Annotated in this window: 30 protein-coding genes; 9 read left to right on the top strand and 21 right to left on the bottom strand. The window is 71.7% G+C overall.

Translation table 11 applies throughout. The features are described 5' to 3' along the window. The first annotated feature begins 70 nt into the window (after positions 1-70). Positions 71-1672, top strand: a complete 1602-nt coding sequence (locus tag DEJ29_RS08725) for a Na+/H+ antiporter (protein ID WP_071404013.1) — start codon at positions 71-73, stop codon at positions 1670-1672. A gap of 121 nt (positions 1673-1793) precedes the next feature. Here DEJ29_RS08725 and DEJ29_RS08720 read toward each other — a convergent pair whose 3' ends face one another. Then, positions 1794-2741 (bottom strand): GlxA family transcriptional regulator, encoded by a 948-nt coding sequence (locus DEJ29_RS08720; RefSeq protein ID WP_111093934.1) that lies wholly within the window; start codon positions 2739-2741, stop codon positions 1794-1796. Between the two features lie 116 nt (positions 2742-2857). Between DEJ29_RS08720 and DEJ29_RS08715 the strand changes: the two genes are divergently transcribed. The 4 genes from DEJ29_RS08715 to DEJ29_RS08700 all read left to right on the top strand — a co-directional run bounded on the left by DEJ29_RS08715 (position 2858) and on the right by DEJ29_RS08700 (position 4664). Next, positions 2858-3496 (top strand): isochorismatase family protein, encoded by a 639-nt coding sequence (locus tag DEJ29_RS08715; RefSeq protein ID WP_111093933.1) that lies wholly within the window; start codon positions 2858-2860, stop codon positions 3494-3496. Between the two features lie 104 nt (positions 3497-3600). Continuing rightward, positions 3601-3996, top strand: coding sequence for a cupin domain-containing protein (locus DEJ29_RS08710; RefSeq protein WP_111093932.1), 396 nt, complete (start codon positions 3601-3603; stop codon positions 3994-3996). Positions 3997-4083: 87 nt separating this feature from the next. Next, the gene (locus tag DEJ29_RS08705) at positions 4084-4239 is read left to right on the top strand and encodes a zinc transporter permease (protein ID WP_111093931.1); all 156 of its coding nucleotides are present in this window, start codon (positions 4084-4086) and stop codon (positions 4237-4239) included. Positions 4240-4373: 134 nt separating this feature from the next. Further along, on the top strand, positions 4374-4664 hold the full coding sequence (locus DEJ29_RS08700) for an ArsR/SmtB family transcription factor (protein WP_111093930.1): 291 nt from the start codon (positions 4374-4376) through the stop codon (positions 4662-4664). Positions 4665-4689: 25 nt separating this feature from the next. On the opposite strand, the gene DEJ29_RS08695 is transcribed toward DEJ29_RS08700, so the two are convergent. The 20 genes from DEJ29_RS08695 to DEJ29_RS08600 all read right to left on the bottom strand — a co-directional run bounded on the left by DEJ29_RS08695 (position 4690) and on the right by DEJ29_RS08600 (position 20499). Next, positions 4690-5379, bottom strand: coding sequence for a cation diffusion facilitator family transporter (locus tag DEJ29_RS08695; RefSeq protein WP_111093929.1), 690 nt, complete (start codon positions 5377-5379; stop codon positions 4690-4692). Continuing rightward, positions 5361-5687 (bottom strand): Cd(II)/Pb(II)-sensing metalloregulatory transcriptional regulator CmtR, encoded by a 327-nt coding sequence (gene cmtR / locus DEJ29_RS08690; RefSeq protein WP_111093928.1) that lies wholly within the window; start codon positions 5685-5687, stop codon positions 5361-5363. Before cmtR ends, DEJ29_RS08695 begins: the two co-directional genes overlap by 19 nt. 77 nt (positions 5688-5764) lie before the next feature. Beyond that, positions 5765-5938 (bottom strand): hypothetical protein, encoded by a 174-nt coding sequence (locus DEJ29_RS08685; RefSeq protein ID WP_181433297.1) that lies wholly within the window; start codon positions 5936-5938, stop codon positions 5765-5767. A 194-nt stretch (positions 5939-6132) separates the two neighbouring features. After that, positions 6133-7308, bottom strand: coding sequence for a flagellar hook protein FlgE (locus DEJ29_RS08680; protein WP_110863826.1), 1176 nt, complete (start codon positions 7306-7308; stop codon positions 6133-6135). Between the two features lie 70 nt (positions 7309-7378). Then, on the bottom strand, positions 7379-7822 hold the full coding sequence (locus tag DEJ29_RS08675; protein WP_071403921.1) for a flagellar hook assembly protein FlgD: 444 nt from the start codon (positions 7820-7822) through the stop codon (positions 7379-7381). Positions 7823-7847: 25 nt separating this feature from the next. Further along, a complete protein-coding gene (locus DEJ29_RS08670) occupies positions 7848-9251 on the bottom strand; it encodes a flagellar hook-length control protein FliK (protein ID WP_111093927.1) in 1404 nt (467 codons plus the stop codon). Next, positions 9248-9985, bottom strand: a complete 738-nt coding sequence (locus tag DEJ29_RS08665) for a C40 family peptidase (protein ID WP_111093926.1) — start codon at positions 9983-9985, stop codon at positions 9248-9250. Before DEJ29_RS08665 ends, DEJ29_RS08670 begins: the two co-directional genes overlap by 4 nt. Next, entirely contained in the window at positions 9982-10413 is a 432-nt protein-coding gene (locus DEJ29_RS08660; protein ID WP_071403924.1) for a flagellar FliJ family protein, read from the bottom strand. Before DEJ29_RS08660 ends, DEJ29_RS08665 begins: the two co-directional genes overlap by 4 nt. Beyond that, a complete protein-coding gene (locus DEJ29_RS08655; RefSeq protein ID WP_110863829.1) occupies positions 10413-11756 on the bottom strand; it encodes a FliI/YscN family ATPase in 1344 nt (447 codons plus the stop codon). The genes DEJ29_RS08660 and DEJ29_RS08655 overlap by 1 nt, the downstream gene beginning before the upstream one ends. After that, positions 11753-12427: a FliH/SctL family protein gene (locus DEJ29_RS08650; RefSeq protein WP_111093925.1), complete on the bottom strand. Its 675-nt coding sequence runs from the start codon at positions 12425-12427 to the stop codon at positions 11753-11755. Before DEJ29_RS08650 ends, DEJ29_RS08655 begins: the two co-directional genes overlap by 4 nt. Next, on the bottom strand, positions 12420-13460 hold the full coding sequence (gene fliG, locus DEJ29_RS08645; RefSeq protein ID WP_071244891.1) for a flagellar motor switch protein FliG: 1041 nt from the start codon (positions 13458-13460) through the stop codon (positions 12420-12422). The genes DEJ29_RS08650 and fliG overlap by 8 nt, the downstream gene beginning before the upstream one ends. Positions 13461-13468: 8 nt before the next feature. Continuing rightward, positions 13469-15139 (bottom strand): flagellar basal-body MS-ring/collar protein FliF, encoded by a 1671-nt coding sequence (gene fliF / locus DEJ29_RS08640; protein WP_111093924.1) that lies wholly within the window; start codon positions 15137-15139, stop codon positions 13469-13471. Further along, a complete protein-coding gene (fliE, locus tag DEJ29_RS08635; protein WP_027465513.1) occupies positions 15139-15480 on the bottom strand; it encodes a flagellar hook-basal body complex protein FliE in 342 nt (113 codons plus the stop codon). Before fliE ends, fliF begins: the two co-directional genes overlap by 1 nt. After that, complete coding sequence (locus DEJ29_RS08630; protein WP_017886136.1) at positions 15480-15875, bottom strand: flagellar basal body rod protein FlgC; 396 nt, start codon at positions 15873-15875, stop codon at positions 15480-15482. Before DEJ29_RS08630 ends, fliE begins: the two co-directional genes overlap by 1 nt. Further along, entirely contained in the window at positions 15872-16216 is a 345-nt protein-coding gene (locus tag DEJ29_RS08625; protein ID WP_017886135.1) for a flagellar basal body protein, read from the bottom strand. Before DEJ29_RS08625 ends, DEJ29_RS08630 begins: the two co-directional genes overlap by 4 nt. Positions 16217-16453: 237 nt before the next feature. After that, the gene (locus DEJ29_RS08620) at positions 16454-16756 is read right to left on the bottom strand and encodes a hypothetical protein (RefSeq protein ID WP_111093923.1); all 303 of its coding nucleotides are present in this window, start codon (positions 16754-16756) and stop codon (positions 16454-16456) included. Beyond that, positions 16746-17219 (bottom strand): flagellar export chaperone FliS, encoded by a 474-nt coding sequence (gene fliS / locus DEJ29_RS08615; protein WP_111093922.1) that lies wholly within the window; start codon positions 17217-17219, stop codon positions 16746-16748. Before fliS ends, DEJ29_RS08620 begins: the two co-directional genes overlap by 11 nt. Positions 17220-17230: 11 nt before the next feature. After that, complete coding sequence (gene fliD, locus DEJ29_RS08610) at positions 17231-18619, bottom strand: flagellar filament capping protein FliD (protein ID WP_258375863.1); 1389 nt, start codon at positions 18617-18619, stop codon at positions 17231-17233. 106 nt (positions 18620-18725) lie between these two features. After that, positions 18726-19565, bottom strand: coding sequence for a flagellin N-terminal helical domain-containing protein (locus DEJ29_RS08605; RefSeq protein WP_181420034.1), 840 nt, complete (start codon positions 19563-19565; stop codon positions 18726-18728). A gap of 118 nt (positions 19566-19683) precedes the next feature. Next, positions 19684-20499, bottom strand: coding sequence for a sigma-70 family RNA polymerase sigma factor (locus tag DEJ29_RS08600; RefSeq protein WP_110863834.1), 816 nt, complete (start codon positions 20497-20499; stop codon positions 19684-19686). A 443-nt stretch (positions 20500-20942) separates the two neighbouring features. Here DEJ29_RS08600 and DEJ29_RS08595 point away from each other — a divergent pair, with 443 nt between their 5' ends. From DEJ29_RS08595 to fliW, 4 genes are read left to right on the top strand one after another with little or no spacing between them, the layout of a single operon-like run. Next, a complete protein-coding gene (locus tag DEJ29_RS08595) occupies positions 20943-21428 on the top strand; it encodes a flagellar protein FlgN (RefSeq protein WP_111093921.1) in 486 nt (161 codons plus the stop codon). 4 nt (positions 21429-21432) lie between these two features. Next, positions 21433-22854: a flagellar hook-associated protein FlgK gene (gene flgK, locus DEJ29_RS08590; protein WP_111093920.1), complete on the top strand. Its 1422-nt coding sequence runs from the start codon at positions 21433-21435 to the stop codon at positions 22852-22854. Positions 22855-22856: 2 nt separating this feature from the next. Continuing rightward, positions 22857-23738 (top strand): flagellin N-terminal helical domain-containing protein, encoded by an 882-nt coding sequence (locus DEJ29_RS08585; RefSeq protein WP_111093919.1) that lies wholly within the window; start codon positions 22857-22859, stop codon positions 23736-23738. After that, on the top strand, positions 23735-24103 hold the full coding sequence (gene fliW, locus DEJ29_RS08580; protein ID WP_111093918.1) for a flagellar assembly protein FliW: 369 nt from the start codon (positions 23735-23737) through the stop codon (positions 24101-24103). The genes DEJ29_RS08585 and fliW overlap by 4 nt, the downstream gene beginning before the upstream one ends. The last annotated feature ends 80 nt before the right edge of the window (positions 24104-24183 follow it).

Here is a 24183-nt window from a genome sequence, read left to right as displayed (position 1 = left end):
TCCGGCTGTTCTGGAAGGATCCACCGTGGATCGGCGTTGACTGGCGGGTCGGACGACGATCGGAGTGCACGTGCTGGGACCGGAACTGGTGGTCGTGCTCGGCCTCGCCATCGCACTGACGGCGGCCGTGGCCGACCGGATCCGGATCGCACCACCCGTGCTGCTCCTGGTCTTCGGCGCGCTGCTCGGGCTCGTGCCGGAGTTCGCGGACGTCGAGCTCCCCGCCGAGGCCGTGCTGCTGCTGTTCCTGCCGGCGCTGCTCTACTGGGAGAGCCTGACGACGTCGCTCCGCGAGATCCGGAAGAACCTGCGCGGCATCGTCCTGATGGGCACCCTGCTCGTCGTGGTGACCGCCGGTGCCGTCGCCGTCCTGCTGCACCTGCTCGGGATGCCGTGGGGACCGGCCTGGGTGCTCGGCGCCGCGGTCGCCCCGACCGACGCGACCGCGGTCGGCGTGCTCACGAAGATGCTGCCGCGGCGCAACGTCACGGTGCTCCGGGCCGAGAGCCTGGTGAACGACGGCACCACCCTCGTCGTCTACGGCATCGCGGTGGCCGTCACCGTCGGCACGCAGGAGCTCACGTTCTGGGGCGTGTCCGGCATGCTCGTCCTGTCCTACATCGGCGGGGTCGCCGCCGGGCTCGCGGCCGCGTGGATCGGGACGATGGTGCTGCGGCGCGTCGACACCGTCGTGCTCGAGAACCTCGTCACCCTGCTCGTGCCCTTCGCAGCCTTCCTGGCCGCCGAGGCCATCGGCGCTTCCGGCGTGCTCGCCGTCGTGGCGGCCGGCATCGTCGTCAGCCAGGTCGGTCCCAAGCTCGACCGAGCCGAGACCCGCCAGCAGGTGCGCGCGTTCTGGTCGTTCCTGACCTTCCTGCTCAACGGCGCGCTGTTCGTCCTGGTCGGCATCGAGGCGATGGTCGCCGCACGTGCACTCGACCCCGCCGACCTGCTGCGCGGGACCGGCATCGTCTTCGCGGTCGCGGTGCTGCTCGTCATCGTGCGGTTCGCGTTCCTGAACGCCGCGGGCGGGACCATCTGGCTCGTCACCCGACGCACCGGCGGAGAACCCCGCGAGGGCCACCGCGACCGGCTCGTCAGCGGGTTCGCCGGGTTCCGGGGCGCGGTGTCGCTCGCCATGGCCGTCGCCGTGCCGCGCACCCTCGAGTCCGGCGGTGACTTCCCCGAGCGGGACCTCATCGTCTTCGTCACCGCCGGCGTGGTCATCGTCACGATCGTCGGGCAGGCCCTCGTGCTGCCGGCCGTCCTGCGCCGCGCCGCGCTCCCCGAGGACGAGTCCGTCAGCGAGGAACGTCGCTACGCCGAACGCACCGCCATCGAGGAGGCGCTCGATGCGCTCCCCCGTCTCGCACGGTCGACCGGAGCCGATCGTGCCACCGTCGATCGCCTGCGGAAGGAGTACGAGGCGCACCTCGACGTGATCGAAGCCCGCGAAGGGGACGACGACGACCACCCCGCGCTGCAGCGGCACGACAACGCGGTCGCCCTCGAGCTCGCACTCGTCCAGCACAAGGCGAACACCCTGTTGCGCCTGCGCGACGCCGACGAGATCGACGACCTGGTGCTGCGTCAGGTGCGCGCCGGGTACGACGCGGAAGAGGCGCGGCTGGACGGCATCGAATCGGTGGCGTCACCGCCCACGTCGTCGTAGGCGACTCCGGGCGCACCTGGTCGAACCGGGCGTACCCGGTCGGTCGTTCCGACCAGGTACGCCCGTTTCGCGTTCCCATTGCAGCCGTCATGGGATGGAACGCGCTCCTTCAGCTGGCCGGTCAGGACCGCGCGTCGAACCGTCGGCGGTAGCTCGAGGGCGTGCTGCCGAACGCCACGGCGAAGTTCTGCCGCAGCGTGACCGGGTTGCCGAACCCGCACGCTGCGGCGATCCGGTCGACGGGCAGGTCGGTGGTCTCGAGCAGCCGACGGGCCTCGTCCAGACGGCGACTCCGTACCCAGGCCGCCGGGGTGGTGCCGGTCGACGCCTTGAAGGCCCGGACGAAGCTGCGGCGGCTCATGTGGGCCGCAGCAGCGAGCCGGTCGACGCCGAGCTCTTCGTCCAGGTGCTCCACCGCCCAGGCCGATGCCGTCGCCACCGGGTCGTCTCCACGGTGTTGCACCACCGGACGCTCGATGTACTGGGCTTGACCCCCCTCGCGGTGCGGGGCTACGACCAGACTGCGGGCGACCCGGTTCGCCGCCTCGGCCCCGAGCCGGGTGCGAACGACGTGCAGGCAGGCGTCGAGTCCGGACGCGGTGCCGGCGGAGGTCAGGACGTCCCCGTGGTCGACGTACAGCACGTCCGGTTCGACCGTCAGCTCGGGGTGCGCGGCGGCGAGCCGGTGGACCTCGCGCCAGTGGGTGACGGCACTGCGACCGTCGAGGAGACCGGCCCCCGCGACGGCGATCGACCCGAGGCACAGCCCGACGACCGTCGATCCTGCGGTGTGGGCATCGACGACGGCTCGCTCGGTCGCAGCCGGCAACCGGCTGCCGTCGTCCGTCCACGACGGGACCACGACCAGGTCTGCCTCGGTCGTCGCCTCGAGCCCCTGCACCGACCCGAGCGTCAGTCCTCCGGCGGTGCGGATCACGCCCGGCTGGTCGGAGAACACGACGGTCTGCCAGTCGGCGAGTCCGAGGCGGGTGACCTCGTCGAAGACCATCTGCGGCACCGAGAGGTGGAAGAGGGTGATGCCGTCGAAGGCGTAGATCGCGATCCGCAAAGGAGCTCCGTCCGGGTTGGCCTGAACTCATCGTATCGGTGCACGCGTGCCAAGCGCGCCGAGGTCCGGGACCGGCGAGGATCGAGGAACACGTCCACCGACACAAGGAGTCCACCGTGACCGATCCCCAGCGCGCCCTCATCCTCGTCGACATCCAGCAGGAGTACTTCAGCGGCCCCCTGGAGGTTCGCTTCCCGCCCGTCCACGACTCGCTCGCGCAGATCACGACCGCGATCGACGCAGCGACCGCCGTAGGCATCCCGATCGCCGTCGTGCAGCACACCGCCGGCGAGGGCGCCCCGGTCTTCGACCCCACGACGCCCGCCTTCGCGCTCCACCCGGAGATCGAACGGCGCCGGACGCCGGACTGGAAGCACGTCACCAAGCAGTACAGCTCCGTCTTCGCGCACACCGATCTGCTCTCGTGGCTGCACGAGCGGTCCGTCGACACGGTCACCCTCGTCGGCTACATGACGAACAACTGCATCATCGTCTCCGCAGCCGAGGCCGAGGGCCTGGGCGTCACGGTCGAAGTGCTGTCCGACGCGACCGGGGCGATCAACATCGTCAACACGGGCGGTGCCGTCGACGCCGAGACCGTCCACCGCACACTCATGGCGGTCCTGCAGTCGAACCTCGCCGCCGTCGCACCGACGGCTGAGTGGGTCGCAGCCCTGCAGCGTGGCATCCCGATCGTGGCGGACGCTCTGCCGACGTCGGCGACGGCGGGTGCCGAGCGGTTCCCGGCGAGCTGATCCGCACCGCGCATGCTGGTCCGGCGGACGGGGCGGTGATGTCGGACCTTGCGAGGTCCGCAACCGCGTCCGGCGCACCCTGGAGCGAACCCCGAGGAGCGCCCATGACCGCCGAACCGACCATCCGCCACCTGCACGACGTCGCCGAGGAGGTGTGGGACGACGCGCGTGGCAGCATCGCGTTCCGGACCGCCATCGGTGACGGCACCACCCCAACCGCGGACCTGTGCAGCGGCGTGGCGCTGATCGACCCGGGCGGCTGGCTCGCGCCGCACCGTCACCAGGCACCCGAGGTCTACCAGGTCCTGACGGGCCTGGCGGTCGTGACGCTCGACGGTGTTGCGCACGAGGTCCGTGGCGGGACGGCGGTGTACATCCCGTCGAACTGCGAGCACGGCATCCGGAACACCGGCGACACGCCGCTGGAACTCGTGTACGTCTACGCCACGGACTCGGTGCTCGACGTCGAGTACTCGTGGTCCTCACCGTCGATCGGGTGACATCCGTTCTCATCTATAAACACATTGCAATTCCTGCATGTGTGACCTACGCTGAGGGCCACGCCAACCGATCAGCAGGAGGACCCCATGGCAGAGCACGAGAACAGCGCCGAGCACACCATCGCCGAGCACACCCACCAGGACGGCTGCGGCCACGACACGGTGCAGCACGGCGACCACGTCGACTTCGTCCACGACGGGCACAAGCACGCCGAGCACGGCGACCACTACGACGAGCACTGAACCACTGGTCCGCTGATCTACCGATCAGCGCCGGTCCACGGCTCTGCGCCGATCCAGGGACCAGGACGGCCCCGACGCACCGCGTCGGGGCCGTCGTCTTGCATGCACGTATGCGCGTGCGCTTACATGAGTCCATGTCAGACGGGATCGATGCAGCGGCCGAGCTCTTCAAGGCGCTGTCGTCGCCCGCGCGGCTGCGGATCCTCTCCGCGCTGATCACCGGGTCGTCCGACGTCGGCTCCCTGGCCGAGGCCACCGAGCTGTCCCAACCCCTCGTATCACAGCACCTGCGCACCCTGCGGCTCGCGGGCATCGTGCAGGTCGAGCGCATCGGGCGGAACGCCGTCTACTCGCTGCACGACGAGCACATCGCCCACATCGTCGGTGACGCGGTCAGCCACGTCAGCGAGTCCGAAACCGACTGAACCGCCGACCGCGGGCAGACTCCGTTCAGCAGCAGTCGCAGCCGTCGCCCTCGCGCTCCCCCGTCAGCGCCGAGACGGGCTGCTTGCACGCGTCACCACGCCAGGCTTCGAGTCCCTCGCGCACGGCGAACACCACCACGACCAGTCCGGCGAGCGGGTCCGCCCACCACCAGCCGAACAGGCTGTTCGCCAGCAGGCCGAGCAGCACCGCCGCCGACAGGTAGCTGCAGATCAGCGTCTGCTTCGAGTCAGCGATCGCCGACGCCGAACCGAGTTCGCGTCCGGTCCGCCGTTCGAGGAGGCTCAGGAACGGCATGACCGCCAGGCTCACCGCGGCCAGCACGATGCCGACCGGACTGTGTTCCGGCGACCGGACACCCGTGAAGGTCAGGACGGCATCGACACTGACCACGACGGCGAGCCCGAAGAACGAGACCGCGATCACCCGCAGTGCCGTTCGTTCCCGGGCCTCCGGGTCGCGCCCGGCGAACTGCCACGCGACGGCCGCTGCCGACAGGACCTCGACGATCGAGTCGAGCCCGAAGCCGATCAACGCGGTGGACGAGGCAACCGAACCGGCGGCGATCGCCACGACGGCCTCGATCACGTTGTAGGCGATGGTCGCCGCGACGATCCACCTGATCCGTCGCCGGAGCACGCCGACACGAGCCGGTGCGAGCGACATCGCAGCCGTGGTCACCGCTCCACCTCGCATCCGTCGTCATCGGCGACGTCCACCGCCAGCACCACGTCAACCAGGGACTCGAGCGCGCGGGTGAGGTTGCGGTCCGCGATCTCGTAGCGGGTCCGACGCCCCTCGGGCACGGCGACGACGATCCCGCAGCCGCGCAGGCACGACAGGTGGTTCGACACGTTCGTCCGCGTCAGCTCGAGTTCCTCGGCGAGCCGCGCCGGGTAGCCGGGTTCGTCGAGCAGCCGGAGCAGGATCCGCGCACGCGTGGGGTCGGAGAGCGCCCGCCCGAGACGGTTCAGCACGTCGTGCCGCGAGGCAATGGTCAGCATGTGCTGACCATACCCGAGCCGTACCCTGGCCGCCACCGCTCCGTACGCCGCGTGATCCCCCCGGACAGCGCCCCGGCTCACACGTCCGAGAGCCGACGCCCGGTCAGCGCATCGTTCCAGCTCGTGCGGCCACCGGGAGCACGCGACTCGTGCACGCCGTCGTGGCCGCGTGGTCGATCACACCGCCAGCGGTCGAAGACGCTGCAGCAGCGGTGGTCGGACTGGTGGTCGGTGTCGTGGTTCTCGCGCATCGCACCGATGAGACGTCACGACGCACCGTTTCGTCACGAACGGTCGCAGAACCCCCTGCACCACGAACGATGGTGAGCAGGAACGGTCGAGTCCCCCTTCAGCACCCGACCGTTCCTGCTCACCAAGCGCCCAGCGACGCGAGCGCAGCGCCCGCGACGCGAGACGCGAGCGCCGGCGACGCGCGCCCCCGCGCCTAGCGCTTCAGGTTCGTGAGCTCCTGCAGCACCTCGTCCGAGGTGGTGATGATGCGGGCGTTCGCCTGGAACCCGCGCTGCGCCACGATCAGGTTCGTGAACTCCTGCGACAGGTCGACGTTCGACATCTCGAGCGTCCCCGCCGCGAGCGAACCGACGCCCGCCGAGCCGGGGCCGCCGACCGTCGCCCCGCCCGAGTTCGCCGTGGCACGGTAGCCCGACGCCCCGGTCTTCTCGAGGCCGGCCGGGTTGGCGAACGTGGCGAGGGCGATGCGGCCGAGCGCGAGCGACGCGCCGTTCGAGAACGTGCCGGTGACGGTGCCGTCCTTCGAGATCGAGTAGCCCTGCAGCGCGCCGGCCTCGCGGCCGTTCTGCGAGCCGATCGCCGCGGTGTTGAGCGAGGCGAACCCGGTCAGGTCGCCCATGTCGACCCGGATGCCCCCGACGGCGAGGGTGCCGCCGGCGGTCAGCTTGCCGTCGGTGCCGAAGGTCAGCGAGGTCGTCGCCGTGGTGCCCTGGCCGTTGCGCCCGGTGACGTCCCAGCCGTCGGCGGTGCGCGTGTAGGCGAGCGACATCGTGTGCTTGGCACCCGAGGCGTCGTACACGGTGGCCTCGCGGGTGATGGTCTGGCCGACGGCGGTCTCGGACGGCAGGTTGCCGGCGACGGTGGCGGCGGTGGTGCGGACCGCCGGGGCCGCTGCTTCGAGCGGCAGCGTGATGTCGGACAGCTGGCCGTTCTCGTTGACGACGCCGTTCGTGGCCGGGTAGCCCTGCACGATCTTGCCGTCGGCGGTGACCAGGCGGCCGTTGGCGTCGAAGTCGAACGCACCGGCACGGGTGTAGACGGTGTCGTTGCCCAGGCGGGTGACGAAGAAGCCGTCGCCCGAGATCATCAGGTCGGTCGCCTTGCCGGTGGCCTGCGCCGAGCCCTGCGAGAAGTTCGTGGAGACGCCGGCGACCTGCACGCCGAGGCCGATCTGGGCCGGGTTCGTGCCGCCGATGCCGGTCTGCGGTCCGCCGGCACCCTGGGTCATCTGCGACAGGGTGTCCTGGAACACGGTGGTCGACGACTTGAAGCCGACGGTGTTCACGTTGGCGATGTTGTTGCCGGTGACGTCGAGCATCTGCTGGTGGGAGCGGAGGCCGGAGATCCCGGAGTAGAGCGAGCGGAGCATGGTGCGTCCTTTCGGAGAGGCAGGAAGAGCGAGGGAGTACGAGGGAGTACGAGGAAGGAACGAGCGGGCGTCAGGACGCCGGAGCGGTGGTGGTGATGCCGGAGATCACGTCGAGAGCGACCTCCTTCCCGTTCACGGTGACCGTGGGGACGCTGTTCGCGTACGACACGGCCGAGGCGGTCCCGGTGACCGACTTGCCCGAGTCGGCGTCGGTGTAGCTGACCTGCTTGCCGACGAGGTTCGCTGCGGCGATGCGCATCTGGAGCGAGAAGTTCTCGTTCCCCGTCGTGGTCTGGTTGGTGATCTGCTCCATCATCGCGAGCTGCGTCTGCTGGCCGATCATCTGGTTGGTGTCCATCGGCGACGACGGGTCCTGGTTGCGCAGCTGCGTGACGAGCAGCTTCATGAAGACCTCGGAGTCCATCGTCTGGGACTTCTGGGCGGTGGAGTTCGCGGCGAGGGCCGCGGCCTGCGCGGTCGGGTCCACGCTGCCGGTGATGCCGTCGATGGGCATGGTGCGTTCCTGTTCGTGAGCCGGATCAGGCGAGGACGTCGAGTCCCGCGGTGCGGATGGAGGGCGTGTGGGCGGTGGGCTGCGGGCGCGGGGTGACCCGCGCCTCCAGGCCGGGGTCGCCAGGCAGCGCACGCGCGGCCGGACGCTCGTCGCGACCCGGCGCGTCCTGCGGCTGGTTCTGCGACGACAGGTCGAGCGTGGTGCTCACACCGGTGCCGGCGGCGTCGCGACGCAGCTCCGGCAGGACCTGGCGGACGGCCTCGCGGCCGGCGTCCGACGCGGCGAACAGCTCGACGTGCATGCCGTGGGCGGTGACGTGCGCGCGGACCGTGACCGGGCCGAGGCTGTCCGGCACGACCTGCACCGTGACGACGTGCTCGCCGGGGCCGGCCTGCGCGAGTGAGAACACCGGTCGCGCGAGCTGCTGGGCGAGCGGTGCCGGGGCCGGCGCGGTCGCCGCGGCGGGCGCGGCGGTCGGCGTCGTCGACATGACGAACGGCGTCTCACCACCGCGGCTGGGGGCGACGGCCGGGAGGCCCGGATCACCCGGCGTCGACGCCTGCTGCTCCGTCCCGTGGCCGGCTCGGGAGCCGGTGTCGGCTGCCGGGGCGACCGTGACGACCGGCGCCTGGGCCGGGGTCACGGTGGTGGTGTCGCCGTCGGCGGTGCGGCTGGCAGCGGGGGCCGCGATCGCGGCAGCGGCCGTCGGGGCGGTGGTCGCCGCCCCGGTCGCGGCGGTGGTCGTCGCAGCTGTGGTGGTCGCGGGGGCGGCGGCCGGCGAGGCGGTGCCAGCGGGCGGCACGGCGGGCGCCGTCGTGGCGGTGGTCGCCGTGCCCGTCGTCGCTGCGGCAGCGTTCTGCCGTGCACCGCCCGATGCCGGTGTCTGCTGCGGGGCCGCCGTAGCGGAGGCGGTGGTCGGCGCCGGGGTCGACGGGACGGGCGTCGAGGTGTCCTCGTTGACCGACGCCGGTGTCGCGGTCGTTCCGGCGGTCACCCCCGTGGCCACGACGACGTGCTGGTCACCGGCGGGCGTCTCGGCTGTGCCGGTCGCCGACTGGTCTCCCGTGTCGTTCGCGAGGCCAGCCGGAGCGATCGGTGCGGTCACGAGTCCGGCGGCGAGCAGCGCCTGCGCGTCGACCGACGGGGCGTCGGGCGCGGGCACCGACTGGTCCGACGCGGACGCTGACGCGGACGTGGACGTGGACGCAGACAGCGTGGCGGCGGTGCTCGACGTCGCGTCCGAGCCGTCCGCCGTGCGGCCATCGGTGTCGTCCCGCCCAGCACCACCATCGCCGGCTCGCCGCTCGGTCGCGACGGCGGCGGTCAGTGCCGCACCGAAGGACCCGGCAGCCGCGGGGTCGGACGATGCACCCCGGGTGGAGCCCGGTGCGGTGGGCACGGACGGCTGGGTGGCGATGGTCAGACTCATGCGGCGCTCCCGGACTGCATCATGGACAGCAGCGCGGCGGTCTGCAGGTCGGTCGCGGAACGCGCAGCCGAGGCGGTCGGCGCGGCGACGGCCGCCGGGGCCGCCTGGGCAGGGACGATCCGGCGGATGGTCGCGATGTCGCCCTGGGAGTACCAGTTGTCGACGATCCGGACGTCCTTACCGGGGCGCGGCGCGTGCAGCACCTTGCCGTCGCCGACGTAGATGACGACGTGGCCCTCGCCCTTCGGGATGATCAGGTCGCCGGGCTGCGCGTCCTTCAGGGAGCCGACCTCGACGCCCATCTTCGCCTGGTCCGGCACGACCCGGGGCATCGTGACCCCGAGGTCCTTGAAGACCGTCTGCACCAGGCCCGAGCAGTCCATGCCCGCGGTCGTCTCCCCGCCGAACACGTACGGCACGCCGAGGTACTTCTTCGCGTCGGCGACGACGTCGGCCCCGGTGGCGCCGCTGCCGGTGGCGAGGGTGCCGGCACCGGCGTCGACCGAGGTCGCCGGGGCACGGGTGGCCGTCGGGGTCGCTGCGGCGGTCGCACCGGCAGCGCTCGCGGCGCCGGTCGTGCCGTCGGCGGTCGCGAGGGCATCGGCGAAGGCCGACGATCCCGCGGCACCGCTGGTGGCGGAGGCGCTCGGGGCAGCCGTGGCCGTCCCGCCGCGCAGCGTGTCGATCTGGGACCGGATCTCCGAGATCCGGGAGAGCACCGCTTCGACGCTCATCGGGCACCACCTTCCGTGCGGCGTCGTGCCGCGATCTCGTCGAGGGCGTTCTGTTCGGTCCGGAGTTCCTCGGCCGCCTGCTGCTCGGTGTGCTTGCCCTCGAGCTTCTCGAGGCCGACGGCGGCGCGACGCGCGGCGGTGTAGTCCTGCTGCGCCCGGTCGGCGTCGGCACGGCGGTTCTGCACCACGGCGTCGAGCTCCTCGAGCATCCCGCGGGTCGCGGCACGGGCTGCGGCGACGGCGCTCAGGGTGGCGGCGTCCTGGATGGGCTGGGCGTCCTCGCTGTCGGCGAGGCTGCGGCGTGCAGCGATCCGGGCGTCGGCAGCGTCCCGGACGCGCTCGTTCGCGGTGGCCAGCGTGGCGGCGGCACGGTCCTGTTCGGTGTGGCGCAGGCGCAGGAGCCCGGCGAGCGGGAAACGGCGGGCCATCACGACACCCCCAGCTGCTGCACGAGGCCGCCGAGGCGCTGCCAGGACGCGTCAGCCGTGGCCCGCTCGTCCATACCCTGGCGCAGGAACGCGTCGATCGATCCCTGGTGGTCCACCGCGGCGTCCACGAGCGGGTTCGACCCGCGCTGGTACGCACCGACGTCGAGCAGGTCCTGGGCCCCGGCTCGGGCGGCCATCACCTTCCGCAGCACGGTGGCGGCGGCACGCTGCTCGGGTCGGGTGACCTTCGAGGCGACGCGGGACACCGAGCCGAGGGCGTCGACCGACGGGAAGTGCCCGGTGATCGCGAGCTTGCGGTCGAGCACGACGTGGCCGTCCAGGATGCTGCGGGCCGCGTCGGCGATCGGCTCGTTGTGGTCGTCGCCGTCGACCAGCACGGTGTACATGCCCGTGATGCTGCCGACGCGGTCGGTCCCGGCGCGCTCGAGCAGTCCGGCGAGCACCGAGAACGTCGACGGCGGATAGCCCCGGGTGGCCGGCGGTTCCCCCACCGACAGCCCGATCTCACGCTGCGCCATCGCGACACGGGTGAGCGAGTCCATCATGAGCACGACGTCCTGGCCGGCGTCGCGGAACGACTCGGCGATGCGGGTGGCCACGAACGCGGCGCGCAGACGCATGAGCGCGGGTTCGTCGGAGGTCGACACGACGACGATCGAGCGGGCGAGCCCCTCGGGTCCCAGGTCGTCCTCCAGGAACTCGCGCACCTCACGGCCGCGCTCCCCCACCAGGGCGATGACGTTGACGGCCGCGTCGCTCCCGCGCGCGATCATCGACAGCAGCGACGACTTGCCGACACCGGACCCGGCGAACAGGCCCATCCGCTGCCCGCGGCCGACGGTGGTCAGGGTGTCGAGCACGCGGACGCCCAGCTGCATCGGGGTGTCGATGCGGGTCCGGGCCATCGCGCTCGGGGTGTCGTGGTCGAGCGGGACCCAGGTGACCGGTTCGCCGCCGGGGCCCTCGAGCGGGCCGCGGTCGTCGATCGGTCGGCCGAGTCCGTCGAGCACGCGGCCGAACAGACCGGATCCGGTCGGCACGAGCACCGGGCGGCCGGTCGGACGCGCCGGGGTGCCCGCGGTCACGCCGGTCAGGCGGCCGAGCGGCATGCAGCGGACGCCCGAGGCATCGGTGGCGACGACCTCGACCGCGGTCTGTTCGCCGTCCTCGGCGCCGACCGTGACGACCTCGCCGACGCGGGCGTCGAGCCCGGCGATCGTCAGCCCCAGGCCGACGGCGCTCGTGACGACACCGACCCGCTGGGGGGCGGCCCGCAGGAGCGCCTCGTCGAGGCCGCGCGGACGGAGCAGCGTGGCGGTCACCGGTCGGCTCCCGTTGCGTCGACACCGAGGGCGGTGCGGGCGCGGTCGAGCGCCGTGGCGATGCGCGCGTCGAGCATGCCGTCCGGCAGGTCGACGACGGCGTCGCCGTCGCGCAGGGCGCCGTCGGCGACGACCGGCACCGGCAGGTCGAGGCCGGCGACGCGCGCGGCGTCCGCCGGGCTCAGCCGGACGGCCACCGGGACCGTGCGGTCGACGGACGCGAGCGCCCGCCGGACGGTGGCCTCGGCGCCGGACGCGATCCGGGCCTCCCGGCTGCCCTGTCCATCAGGACCGTCGGCGACGGTCGCGTCGTGCGCGGGCCTGGAGGCGCGGACCACGTTGCCGACGATCGCCTCGGCCAGGTCGACTGCCGCACTCGCGACCGACGCCTCGGCGTGCGCCAGGACGGGTGCGACCGTGGAGAGCATGGCGTTCGTGGCGGCGTCGAGGACCGCGATCCGGCGTGCCGTGTCGGCCTGCAGCGCGGTGACCCGCGCGGCGTGCTCGGTCTCGAGCCGGGCGCGCAGGGCGTCGGTCTCGGCCTGCGCGGCCCGCAGGCCGGCGGTGTAGCCGGCCGCGTGCCCGCGGACGTCGGCGCTCGACGCACGCTCGCGTCCGGCGGGGTCGGCGAGCACCGGGAAGGCGACGCGGTGCACGACGGTGTCAGTCAACGAGCTCGTCCTCCTCGGCGCGGTGCACGGTGACGACGCCCTGGGCTTCGAGTTCGCGCACGGAGCGGACGACCTCGGCGCGGGCTTCCTCGACCTGCGAGACGCGGACCGGGCCCATGGCCTGCAGTTCGTCGTCGAGCAGTTCGCGGTTGCGCTCGGACACGTTCGCGCGGATGGTCTCGACGACCGGCCCGGCTGCGCCCTTCATGGCGGTCGCGAGGATCTTCGAGTCGATGCCGCGCAGCACCTGCTGGATGTCGCGGGACTCGAGCTTCACGATGTCCTCGAAGGTGAGCATGCGGGAGCGGATGTCCTCGGCGAGCTCCGGGTCGCGGGCCTCGAGTCCCTCGAGCACGGCCTTCTCGGTCGCGACGTCCGAGCGGTTGATGATGTCGACCAGGGGCGCGATGCCACCGACGACCTCGACGCTCTCGCGCGGCGACACGACGGCCCCGGCGCGCTGGCGCAGCACACCGGCGACGATGCCGACGGCCTCGGGGGTCGCGCTGCCCATGGTGGCGAAGGCCTGGGCGACGTCGGTGCGGACACGCTCGTCGATCCCGGCGAGCACGGCACTGGCCTGCCCGGGGCCCAGGTGGGCGAGCACGAGGGCGATCGTCTGGGGCAGCTCGCCCTCGAGCAGGGAGATGACCTGGCCGGGTTCGGCGTCGTCGAGGAAGTCGAACGACTGGCCGGCGAGGTTCGAGGCCAGACGGTCCATCACGCCGGCGGCCCGCTCGGCGCCGAACGACGCCTCGAGCAGCCCGAGCGCGGTCTCCTTGCCGCCGCGCTTCTGCAGCCGGCCGCTCATCGTGATCCGGTGGAACTCCGACAGCGTCTGGTCGACGACGGTGTCCTCGACGCGGCGCATCCGGACGATCTCGGCGGAGATCTCCTCGGCCTCCATCTCGGTGAACTGCTTCATCACCTCGGCGGCGCGGTCGGTCTCCATCTGCATGAGGATGAGCGCGACCTTCTGCGCACCGGTCAGGGCACGGTCGCTCGGACCGGAGCCGCCGCCGGGGCTCGGCATGAGCGCGCTCACACCGGTGCCCGGTCGTCCAGGAGCCCGCGCAGGAGCTCGGCGGTGCGCTTCGGGTCGCGCTCGGCCAGGGCGGAGATGTCCTGACGGCGGCGCTCTGCGGTGATCTCCTCGGTCGTCAGCACCTCGGTGGGGGCGTCGCCGGCGGGCATCGCCGACAGCACGGCGGTCGGCGCGTCACCGGCATCGAGCGTGGCCCGGTCGTCGACGCCGTCCATCGCGAGGGGCAGCTGGAACGTCTCACCGGCGAAGGCGTCGAGCTCGCCGAGGTCGACGGCCTCGCGCTCCTGCTTCCGGTTGCGGCGGGCGACGAAGAACATGATCGCGATGACGGCGAGGACGATGCCGATCACGATGCCGGCGGTGCGGATCGACGACCACAGTGCTTCCTGCTGGTCGGCCTTCTGCTGGGCTTCCAGGGCCTTGGCGGCCTGGTCGGAGGCGCTCGTGTCGAAGTCCATCATCGCGACCTTGACCTGGTCGCCACGGTCCTGGTCGACACCCGCGGCGGCGGACACCAGGTCGTTGATGCTCTGCAGGTTCGCGTTCTGCACGGCGGCGGCCTTCGAGTTCAGCGCGACCGAGATGGTCTGCCGGTCGAGCCCGCCCGAGGGGATCTGCGTGGTCTCGGTGGTGTGGTCGACGGCGTTGTTCTTCGTCGCCGACTCGTTCTTGTACCCGTCGTCGCCGGCGCCGCTCGTCGCGGTGCCGTTCGGGACGGCGATGTTGTCCGGACCGAGGACCCCCGTCGCGCCGCTCCCCGCGCCCGAGCCGGCGCCGTACTCCTCGGTGGTACTCGACTCGTTCAGTGCGACCGGGCCCGAGGTCGGGCTCGTGTAGCTCTCGGACGTCCGGGTGCCGGACTCCTGGTTCATCGTCCCGGAGACCACGACGGTCGCGTTGCCGACGCCGAGCGTGGTGTCGAGCAGGTCCTGGATCTTCTTGCTCGTCGCCGCGTCGTAGTCGGCGGCCTGGTCCGCGCCGCTGCCGGTCGCACCGGTGCCGACGGCGGACAGGGTCTGGCCCTTCGCGTCGACGACCGAGACGTCGGTGGGCTGCATGCCCTCGACCGAGGCGCTCGTCAGGTGCACGATGGCCTGCACCTGGTCGGTGCTGAGCTGCGCGCCGTTGTCGGTCGCGATGAACACCGACGCGGTCGGGTCCTTCTCCTCGGAGACGAACACCGACTTCTCCGGGATCGCGAGCTGCACGGTGGCGGTCTGCACGCCGTCCATCGCGCCGATGGTCTTGGCGAGCTCGCCCTCCATCGCGCGCTTGTAGGTGACGTCCTGCTGGAACTCCGAGCTCGTCACGCCCATCTTGTCGAGCAGCGAGTAGCCGCCCTCGTTCGACGACGGCAGGCCGTTCGACGCCGCCTTGAGCCGCTCCGAGTAGACCTGCGCCTGCGGCACGAGGATCGTCGCGCCGCCGTCGGTGAGCTGGAACGGCACACCGTCGGTCTGCAGCTGGTCCGTGATGGAGCTCGCGTCGGCCGCAGCGAGCCCGGTGAAGAGCGGGGCGTAGGACGCCTTGCCGAGCCAGGACGCGAGGGCGATCCCCCCGAGCACGAGCGCCGCGATCGCCAGGATCGCGATGGTGCGCTGGGCGGCGGAGAAGCCCTTCACGTAGGCGCTGAGGCGCGCGAAGACGTTCTTGACGGCGACGGGCATCAGGCCTGCATCCTCATGATCTCGTTGAAGGCGTCGACGCCCTTGTTGCGGACGGCGGAGACGAGCTCGAGCGTGACCTGCGCGCGGGTGGCGGCGATCGTGGCGTCGTGGATGTCGTCGAGGTTGCCGGTCACGGCCTTGAGCGCGAGGGTCTTCGAGTCGCTCTGCAGCGACTGGAGCCCGTCGACGGCGTTGCCGAGGCTCGCTGCGAACCCGCTACCGTCGGTCGTCGCACCGGCGGCACCGGTCGCGTTCGTGCTGTCGCTGGACGTCCCCGACACACTCGTCAGGGCGTTCGTCATCGCGTTGGTGGTCACACCGTTCACGGCGTCGATGGGCATCAGTTCTTCCCGATCTGCAGTGCCGCCTCGTAGGCGGTCTTGGCACGGTCGACCACGGCGGCGTTCGCCTGGTAGCCGCGCTGGGCCATGATGAGGTCCGCCATCTGCGTGCCGAGGTCGATGTCGGGCATGCGGACGTAGCCCTCCTCGTTCGCGAGCGGGTTGTCCGGGTCGTAGGTCACACGGCCGGCGGCGCTGCCGAACGCGGCGCCCTTGACGTAGGCGCCGGAGACGCCGGCGCCCTCCTGCACCTCGACGTAGCGCGCCTGGAACGCGGTGTCGTCCATCGACTTCACGGTGTTCGCGTTCGCGATGTTGTCCGAGACGGCGTCGAGCCACTTCCGGTGCACGGTCAGGCCGGTGCTCGCGATGCCGATCGCGTCGAAGGTCGTCACGAGTTCGTCCGCATCGCCGCGCGGACGCTGGTGAGCTCGGAGTTCATCGCCTGCGTGGCGAACTGGTACCGCAGCACGGTGTCGATGTTCGACAGCGTCTCCTCGTCGAGGTTGACGTTGTTGCCGTTCGTGTTCGTCGGCTCGAGGCTGCGCGCCATCGTCGGCGTGGTGGCACCGTCGCCGTCCACGATCGACTTCGCCAGGGCGTCCTCGAACTGCACCTTCTCGGCGTGGTAGTTCGTCGTGTTGATGTTCGCGATGTTGTTCGCGATCACCTTCTGGCGCATCGACAGGCCATCGAGTGCGCTCTGCAGCGCGACGCTCGTCACGGAATCGAACACGGGGGTCCCCTCGTCAGGCGTCGTCGGTGCGACGTCGCCGTGCGGTGGTGGCCGATCCCTGGCCGAACTGGTGAGCGATCCGTGCTCGAGTGGCGCTATCGGAGCCCGTCGTCCGCCGCGTTAGGCGTCGCCCCGAACGGGGGGCGGTGGGGGCTGTGGGCGGCGGAGCACCCGAGATGCGACAGAGCACCCGTCGATCGACGGGTGCTCTGTCGCAGAAGCGGTGCGGGGGCGCGGTCAGGCGGAAGCGTCGAGGTACACGGAGCCACGGGGCTCGCGCGTGGCGTCGACGGCGCGCAGGGCACCGAGGTGCTCCAGCGTCGAGCGGCGGTCCGCCTCGAGCACCATCATGCGGTCCCGCTGCGCGGCGAGCAGCCGGGAGGCCCGTCCCACCAGGTCACGCGGCAGCGGTCCCAGCCCGGCCGGTTCCGACCACCCGGCCACGGCCGTGGAGTCGGCCGCCTGCCCGGCGGCGTCGTGCTCCAGGGACGTGAGCAGGGCCTCCCATGCGGCTCGTTCTGCGGACGGCTCAGGCGACACCGAGGGCTCCCCCGGTCGGCTGCTGCGTGGCGGGCGTCGCGGGCAGCGACGCGGCTGCCTCGTGCCACGACTGACGCAGCGGCTCGAGGATCCGGATGCAGTCGCGGGTGGCCTGCACGTCGCGGTGCACGTTCGCGGTGATGAGCGAGGTGGAGGCGTAGTTGTAGACGGCGAGCAGGCCCTCGCCGCCGTCCCAGACGTCGATCCGGAGGGTGCTCGAGAGCTCGCCGACGATCGCCTGGGCGTGCAGGAGCTGCTCGCGGGCCGTCTCCCAGTCGGCGGCGACCTGCGCGGCCTCGGCACGGTGCAGGTCGAGCAGCAGCCGGTCGTAGAGCATCGTCACGAGCTGGGCCGGCGTGGCCGACAGCACGGCCTCGTTCGTGTACTGGGCACGACGCTGGTCGGTGACGGTGCGCGGCTGGGCGGCATGGCGGAAGGCTGCTGCCTGGAAGTCGAAGGTCATGGTCGTTCCCGTCAGCTCGACGTCGATGCGAGCTGGCTGGCGAGCCAGCTCGACTGCGACTGGAGCTTGCTGAGGCTGGTCTCGAGGGATGAGTAGAGGGTCTGCAGCGAGGCCCGGCGCATCGCCAGCCGGTCGGTCCAGCTGTCGATCTGGGTGGTGAGGTCCTTGGCGACGGCCTGCTGCCCGGTGATGGACGTGGTGACCGAGCCGTCGTACTTGTCGGAGGCGGCGGTGGCCGCGGCGCCGACGTTCGCGGCGACCCCGGAGAGCATCGCCTGGGTGGCCTTCGGGTCGGTCGCGAGGGCCTTCTGGAAGACCTCGGGGTCGAAGGTGAACGTGCCGTCCTTCGTGATCACGATGCCGATCGTCGACGGGGACTTGCCGTCGACCGGGGCGGACATCGTGCTCGTGAGCCGCTGCACGGCGTCGCGGGACGCACCGTCGCCGAGCAGGACGCCGGCCTTCGTCGTCGTGGTGCCGGACGTCGCGCTGGTCGAGCTCGACACCGCGGTGTTCGTCTTGTAGTAGGCCGCGACCGCGTTCATCGCGTCGACGAGCCCGGAGGCCACGGACTGGGCCTTGGTGGTGTCCTGCGCGACCGTCACGGTGACGGGCTCGGTGGTGGCCTTCGACACGGTGACGTCGACCCCGGGGACGAGCCCGGTGAAGGTGTTCGTGGCGCTCGTGACCGTCTGCGCGGCGGCAGTGCCGGCCCAGAGGGTGACGCTGGCGTCGGTCGCCGCGGTGACGACGGCGGCGCCGGTCTCGGTGAGGACGTTCGTCGCGGTGCCCGCTGCCACGTCGTCGGCGCCGCCCCGGTACACCTGGAAGCCGCCAGCGGCCCCGGTCGTGGCGGACGTGAGCTGCAGGCGGTAGAGCTTGCTGCCGTCGGCATCGGTGCCGGCGGAGACCTTCGTCGCGGTGACGCCCGCACCGGACTTGTTCAGGGCGGACACGGCGTCGTCGAGCGAACCGGACGCCGGCGTCACGGTGGTCGACCTCCCGTCCGCGCCGACGATCGTGATCGGCTGCGCACCGGTCGACCACGTCGACATCGCGGCCGTGACCCCGACCTGGGCCGAGGCGGTCGAACCGACGGTGAAGCTGATGGAGCCGGCGGTCGCCCCGGTACCGGTGACGGCGGTGACGCTCGGCGCGGTGCTCGTCGCGGCGAAGAGGTCGAGCGACGAGGCCTTCGCGGCGTCCGCAGCCTTCGTGGCGAGCCCCTGGATCAACCCGTTGAGCGTCTGCAGTGACGAGATGAACGAGTTGGTGGTGGTGAGCTTGTTCTTGAGCAGGGTCTGCGGGACCCCCTCGACGCTCATCAGCGAGTTGATGAGGTCGGTCGTCTTGAGACCGCTGACCAGACCATCGATCGCGAGGCTGGTGCTCGAAGACACGGACGAGGACATCGTCGACACTCCCTGGCGTCGTGGAGGTGGTCAGGACGGCGGCGTCCGTCCTCCGGGGCACCCGATCGGGCCCGGAGGACGGACGTCGTGATGGCTAGCGCAGGAGCGAGAGCACGCCCTGGGTGCTCTGGTTCGCCTGCGCGAGCATCGAGGTGCCGGCCTGGCTGAGGATGTTGTCGCGCGTGTACTTGACCATCTCCTCCGCCATGTCGACGTCGGTGATGCGCGAGGAGGCAGCGGTGAGGTTCTCCTTGGCCACGTTCGTCACGTTGATGGCGTGGTCGAAGCGGTTCTGGACGGCACCGATGCTCGAACGAGCCGAGGAGACGTACTTGATCTGCTCGTCGATCGCGGTGATGGCGGCCTGAGCGTTCGTCGCCGAGTCGAAGGTGAGCGCGCCGACCGCGGTCGACACGGACTCCACGTTCGACTTCGACAGGTCCACGTCGATCTGGCTCGCCGCGTCGCCGTTCGCGCCGACCTGGAACTTCAGGACGCCTGCGGTGCCGGCGGAGCCGTCGAGCAGGTTGATGCCGTTGAAGTTGGTCGACTCCGAGATGCGGGTGAGCTCCTTGGTGAGCTCGCCGACCTCGGTGGTGATCGCCTTGCGGGAGTCCTCGTTGTTCGAGTCGTTGCCGGCCTGCACTGCCAGGTCGCGCATGCGCTGGAGGATCGAGTGGGTCTCGGTGAGGCCACCTTCAGCGGTCTGCACGACGGAGATGCCGTCCTGCGCGTTGCGGGCGGCGACCGTGAGGCCACCGACCTGGGACTTCAGCCCCTCGGAGATCGACAGACCGGCAGCGTCGTCGGCAGCACGGTTGATGCGGAGACCCGACGAGAGCTTCTCGAGGGACTTCGACAGGTCGTTCTGCGTCGCGTTGAGGTTCCGGTACGTGTTGAGTGCCGAGAGGTTGGTGTTGATGGACATACCCATGGTGGTTTCCTCCGTGAATGTGGGTCGTACGTCGGCCCGTCCGTGGGCTGACATGGATGACTCTCGACCGGTTGCCGGGAGTCGTTAGGGGATCGGCGGAGAAGTTTCCGCCGACGTCTCAACTCGCAGCGACAGCCGGGCCGGACGCGGCGTCGTGCACGGCACGGGCGACACCGGCGGCGGCGTTCGTGGCGACACGGGCGAGGTATGCGCTGCGGCGGGCCGCGGTGGTGCGGCTCGCGGGCTCGACGGTCGTGCCGTCGCCGTAGTGGGCGGCGAGACCGTCCTGGAGCAGGCGCATCGCCTCGGAGCGCTGCTGCGAGACGGCCGAGTGCGTGATGCCGAGCTCGGCGGCGACGTCGGTGACCGAGCGGTCGCCGAAGTACACGGCCTCGACGATGAAGCGCATCCGCTCCGGCAGAGCCTCGACCGCGGCGCGGAGGTACCGACGCTTCTCGGTCTCGAGCAGGTCGTCCCCGGGGAGCGGCAGGTCCGCGGAGACGAGGTCGTGCACGGTCTCGTCGAGCGGCGCGACGGTCCGGGCGGCGTCGCTCATCGCGTCGACGGCGGTCTGCTTGTCGACGCCCATGGCATCGGCGATCTCCTGGGCGCCGACGCTCCGGCCGAGCCGTGCGGACAGGGCCTCCTGCGTGGCCAGGGTCTCGCGGATCCGCTTCCGGGTGCCACGGGAGGCCCAGTCGGCCGAGCGCATGTCGTCGGCCAGCGCACCGGCGATCCGGGTGCGGGCGTAGGCACCGAACGGCACGCCGAGGGTGGGGTCGAAGGCCTCGGCGGCTGCGACGAGTGCGAGCGATCCGACGGCGGCGAGGTCGTCGCGATCCAGGTGCGTCGCCCGGGAGCGGACGTCGGCCACGATGTAGCCCACGAGCGGGAGGTGCTCCACGATCATCGCGTTGCGTTCGGTGCGGTCCATGCTGTTCCCCTGGTCGACCTGACGTGTGTCGGCTCACCCGTCCGTGGGCGCGACGGACGCCGGCCTCGGATGGCCGGTGCGTACGCCGAAGACCCGCCCGGGTCCCTCCGAGCGGTGCACCCCGCATCGTTCCCGAGCGGTTCCGGGTGTCCCCCGGGGTGCGTTCTGAATGTATCGGCTGGCAATGCGCTGTACAGGTGCTCAACCGTCCCCAGTGCGGGGGTGTCAGGCCCCCTTTCCGGTCGGCATTTGGGGGGACTCAGGGTCGGGAACGCTCGTTCTTGTCCCCCGACGGGGGTCATCGGGTCACAGAGTCGACGAGTACGGGGGACGGCACTCGGCCGCCGGGGCTTACGGTCGCGGTCACCGAGTCGATAGGTCCCGGTGTCCGCAGGATGACGGACCGGGGACCACCCCGACGAACCACCACCTGGGAGGAGCTGATGAGCGTGAACGACCTGTCCGCCGTGCTCTGGCGCGAACGCGAGCTGCTCGAACTGCTCACCTTCAAGCTCGAGGAGGAACAGCTCCTGCTCACCGCGGGCCGCTCCCGCTGGGTGTCGCACGCCAGCCGCGAGGTCGAGCAGGTCCTCGACCGGCTCCGCAGCACCGGGCTCGAGCGCGCCGCGCAGAGCGCCGAGGTCGCCGAGGAGTGGGGCGTCCCCGCCGACGCTCCCCTGCGCGACGTCGTCGCCGCGGCACCGAACGGGCCGTGGGGCGAGATCCTGTCGTCGCACCTCACCGCGATGGTCGAGCTGACCACCCAGATCGGCGCCCTGCGCGACGAGAACGACCGGTTCCTGCGTGTCGCCGCCCAGGCCACCGAGGAGACCCTGGCGGGGACCGTCACCGGCGCCGCCACCTACGACGCCAGTGGGACGTCCGGCGCAGGCCAGGACGGCGCCCGCCTGTTCGAGGGGACGCTGTAGCACCGTGGTCAGCACCTTCGGATCCCTCGCGACCGCCTACTCCGGCCTCGCAGCCGCCCGTGCCGGCATCGACGTCACCGGCCAGAACATCGCGAACGCCGGCACCGCGGGCTACACCCGCCAGCGCGTCACGCAGAACTCGATCCCCGCGACCCAGACCGGGTTCATGCGGGGCACCGCGGCCCTCGCCGGCCAGGGCGTCTCGGTCGACGGCATCGCTCGCCTGGCGTCCCTGACGCTCGACGCCGGTGTCCGCGTCGCCGCCGGTTCGTCGGCCTACGCCGATGCCCGCGCCACGGCGCTCTCCGCCCTCGAGACCGGGTTGCACGAGCCCGGCAAGGACGGCCTGAGCGCCAAGCTCGACGCGTTCTGGTCGTCCTGGAGCGAGCTCGCCAGCCACCCCGACGACCCGGGTGCCGCCAGTGCCGTGCTCGGGGCCGCCGGCACCGTCGTCGCCGCCCTGGCCGCCGGCTCGAAGGCCGTCGACGCGCAGTGGTCCTCGGTGCGCGGCACCCTGACCGGGCAGGTCGCCCAGCTGAACGGCGCCGCGGAGCAGGTCGCCGACCTGAACGGCCGGATCCGCACCGCGCTCGCCTCGGGCGGCAACGCCAACGAGCTGCTCGACCAGCGCGACCAGCTCACGCAGCAGATCGCCACGCTCGCCGGCGGCACCACCCGGACGAACGCCGACGGCACGGTCGACGTGCTCCTCGGCGGCAACCCGCTCGTGCAGGGCACCGACGCACGCTCGGTCGCCCTCGGCGGCGGCGAACGTCTCGCCGACGGCACCGCGGTCACCCTGACCTGGACCACCGGCACGGCCGGGGTGGTCGGACTGAGCGGCGGGTCGATCGGTGGCGCCCTCACGGTCCTCGCACCCGCGTCCGGCACCGGCACCGGCGGCGCACTCGCCGAGGCCTCCGCGTCCTACGACGCCGTGGCCACGCGGCTCGCCACGACCGTGAACACCCTGCACGCCGCCGGGACCACCCCGGCCGGCACCACCGGCGCACCCTTCTTTTCCCTGGCGGCCGGCGCCCCCGCCGCCCAGGCACTCGGTGTCGTCCCCACGGACGCCAGTGGGCTGGCGACGCGGAACGCGGCGGGGGAACTCGACGACTCGTTCGCCGACGCGCTCGCGCGACTCGGGGCGTCGTCGGACGGTGCCGACCAGGTCTGGGCGACGTTCGTGGCGGGGTTGGGCACCGCCTCCAGGTCGGCCACGTCCGAATCGACGATGACCGGACTCGCGCTCACCAACGCGCGCAACCAGCAGCAGTCGAGCGCCGGCGTCGACCTCGACGAGGAGAACGTCAACCTGCTGAGCTACCAGCACGCGTACCAGGGCGCGGCGCGCGTCCTGACCGCGGTCGACGAGATGCTCGACACCATCATCAACCGCGTCGGACTCGTCGGGAGGGGCTGATCGTGATCACCCGTGTGACCACCCAGATGTCGATGGCGGCCGCCTCGGCCCGGCTGCAGGCCGGTGCCGCGCGGGTCGCCGAGCTCACCGACCAGGCCACGACGCTGCGTGCGATCCAGAAGCCCTCGGACGACCCGGTCGGCACCGCGTCGTCGATGCAGGTGCGCAAGGAGCAGGCCGCAGCCTCGCAGTACTCGCGGAACGCGAACGACGCCGCGGCGTGGCTCGCGACCACCGACAGTGCGCTGTCCGGCGTGTACTCGGTGCTCAACAACGTCCGCGACCTCACGGTGCGGGCCGCGAACTCCGGCACCATGAGCGACACCGACCGCGACGCGTTCGTCACGCAGTTCCGGTCGCTCAAAGCCGACCTCGAGGCCCGTGCGAACACCACCTACGGCACCCGTTCGGTGTTCGCGGGATCGTCGACCGCCGCTGTCGCCTACGACCTCGCGACGGGTTGGGCGGCATCGGGCACCGACGTGTCCCGTCGGGTCGGCGACGGCACCACGGTGCGGGTCGACACCACCGGCACCGCGGTCTTCGGATCCGGCGACGACTCGGTGTTCGGCATGATCGACTCCATCGTCAGTGACCTGCAGAACGGGGTGAACGTGAACGCTCGCATCGGGGACGTCGACACGGCGCTCGGGACCGTCCGCGGCGCCCAGGCCGACGTCGGCGTCCGGCATGCAGCCGCCCTCGCGGCACAGGACTCGCTGAAGTCCGCGACCGTCTCGCTCGAGAGCCGCCGCGCCGGCATCGAGGACGTCGACCTCGCGAAGGCCGTCCTCGACCTGCAGGTGCAGCAGACCAACTACCAGGCAGCCCTCGCCGTCACCGCGAAGGTCCTGCAGCCGACCCTGATGGACTACCTCCGATGAGCATCTCCCTGACCTTCGCCGTCCCGCCGTTCGGGCTCGCTCCCGCCGCGGCCTTCGAGCTCTCGCCGGTCGACGGCGCCGAGGGGCTGTTCACGCTCGTCGGCGACGACGCGCGGCTGTTCCTGCTCGACGCAGCGGTGCACCTGCCGTCGTACGCGCCGGAGCTCACCGACGAGCAGGCCACCGGACTCGGCCTGACCGACCCGGCGGACGCGATGCTGCTGGTGGTCGCGAACCCCGGGTCCTCGGGCACCACGGTCAACCTGCTCGCGCCGATCGTCGTGAACGCCCGGACGGCCGTGGGCGCGCAGGTCATCCTCGAGGAGCAGGACCTGCCGCTGCGGGCGGAGCTCGCGCGGGTGTAGCGCGGGGCGCGCCGGGCGGGCGCGGCTGCTTCGCACCCGTTCTGCGACAGTCCACCAGTCGTTCTCGGCGTGGATCGTCG

The sequence above is a fragment of the Curtobacterium sp. MCPF17_021 genome, from assembly GCF_003234605.2.
GTDB lineage: Bacteria > Actinomycetota > Actinomycetes > Actinomycetales > Microbacteriaceae > Curtobacterium > Curtobacterium flaccumfaciens.
This window is presented reverse-complemented; position numbering and strand designations above follow the sequence as displayed.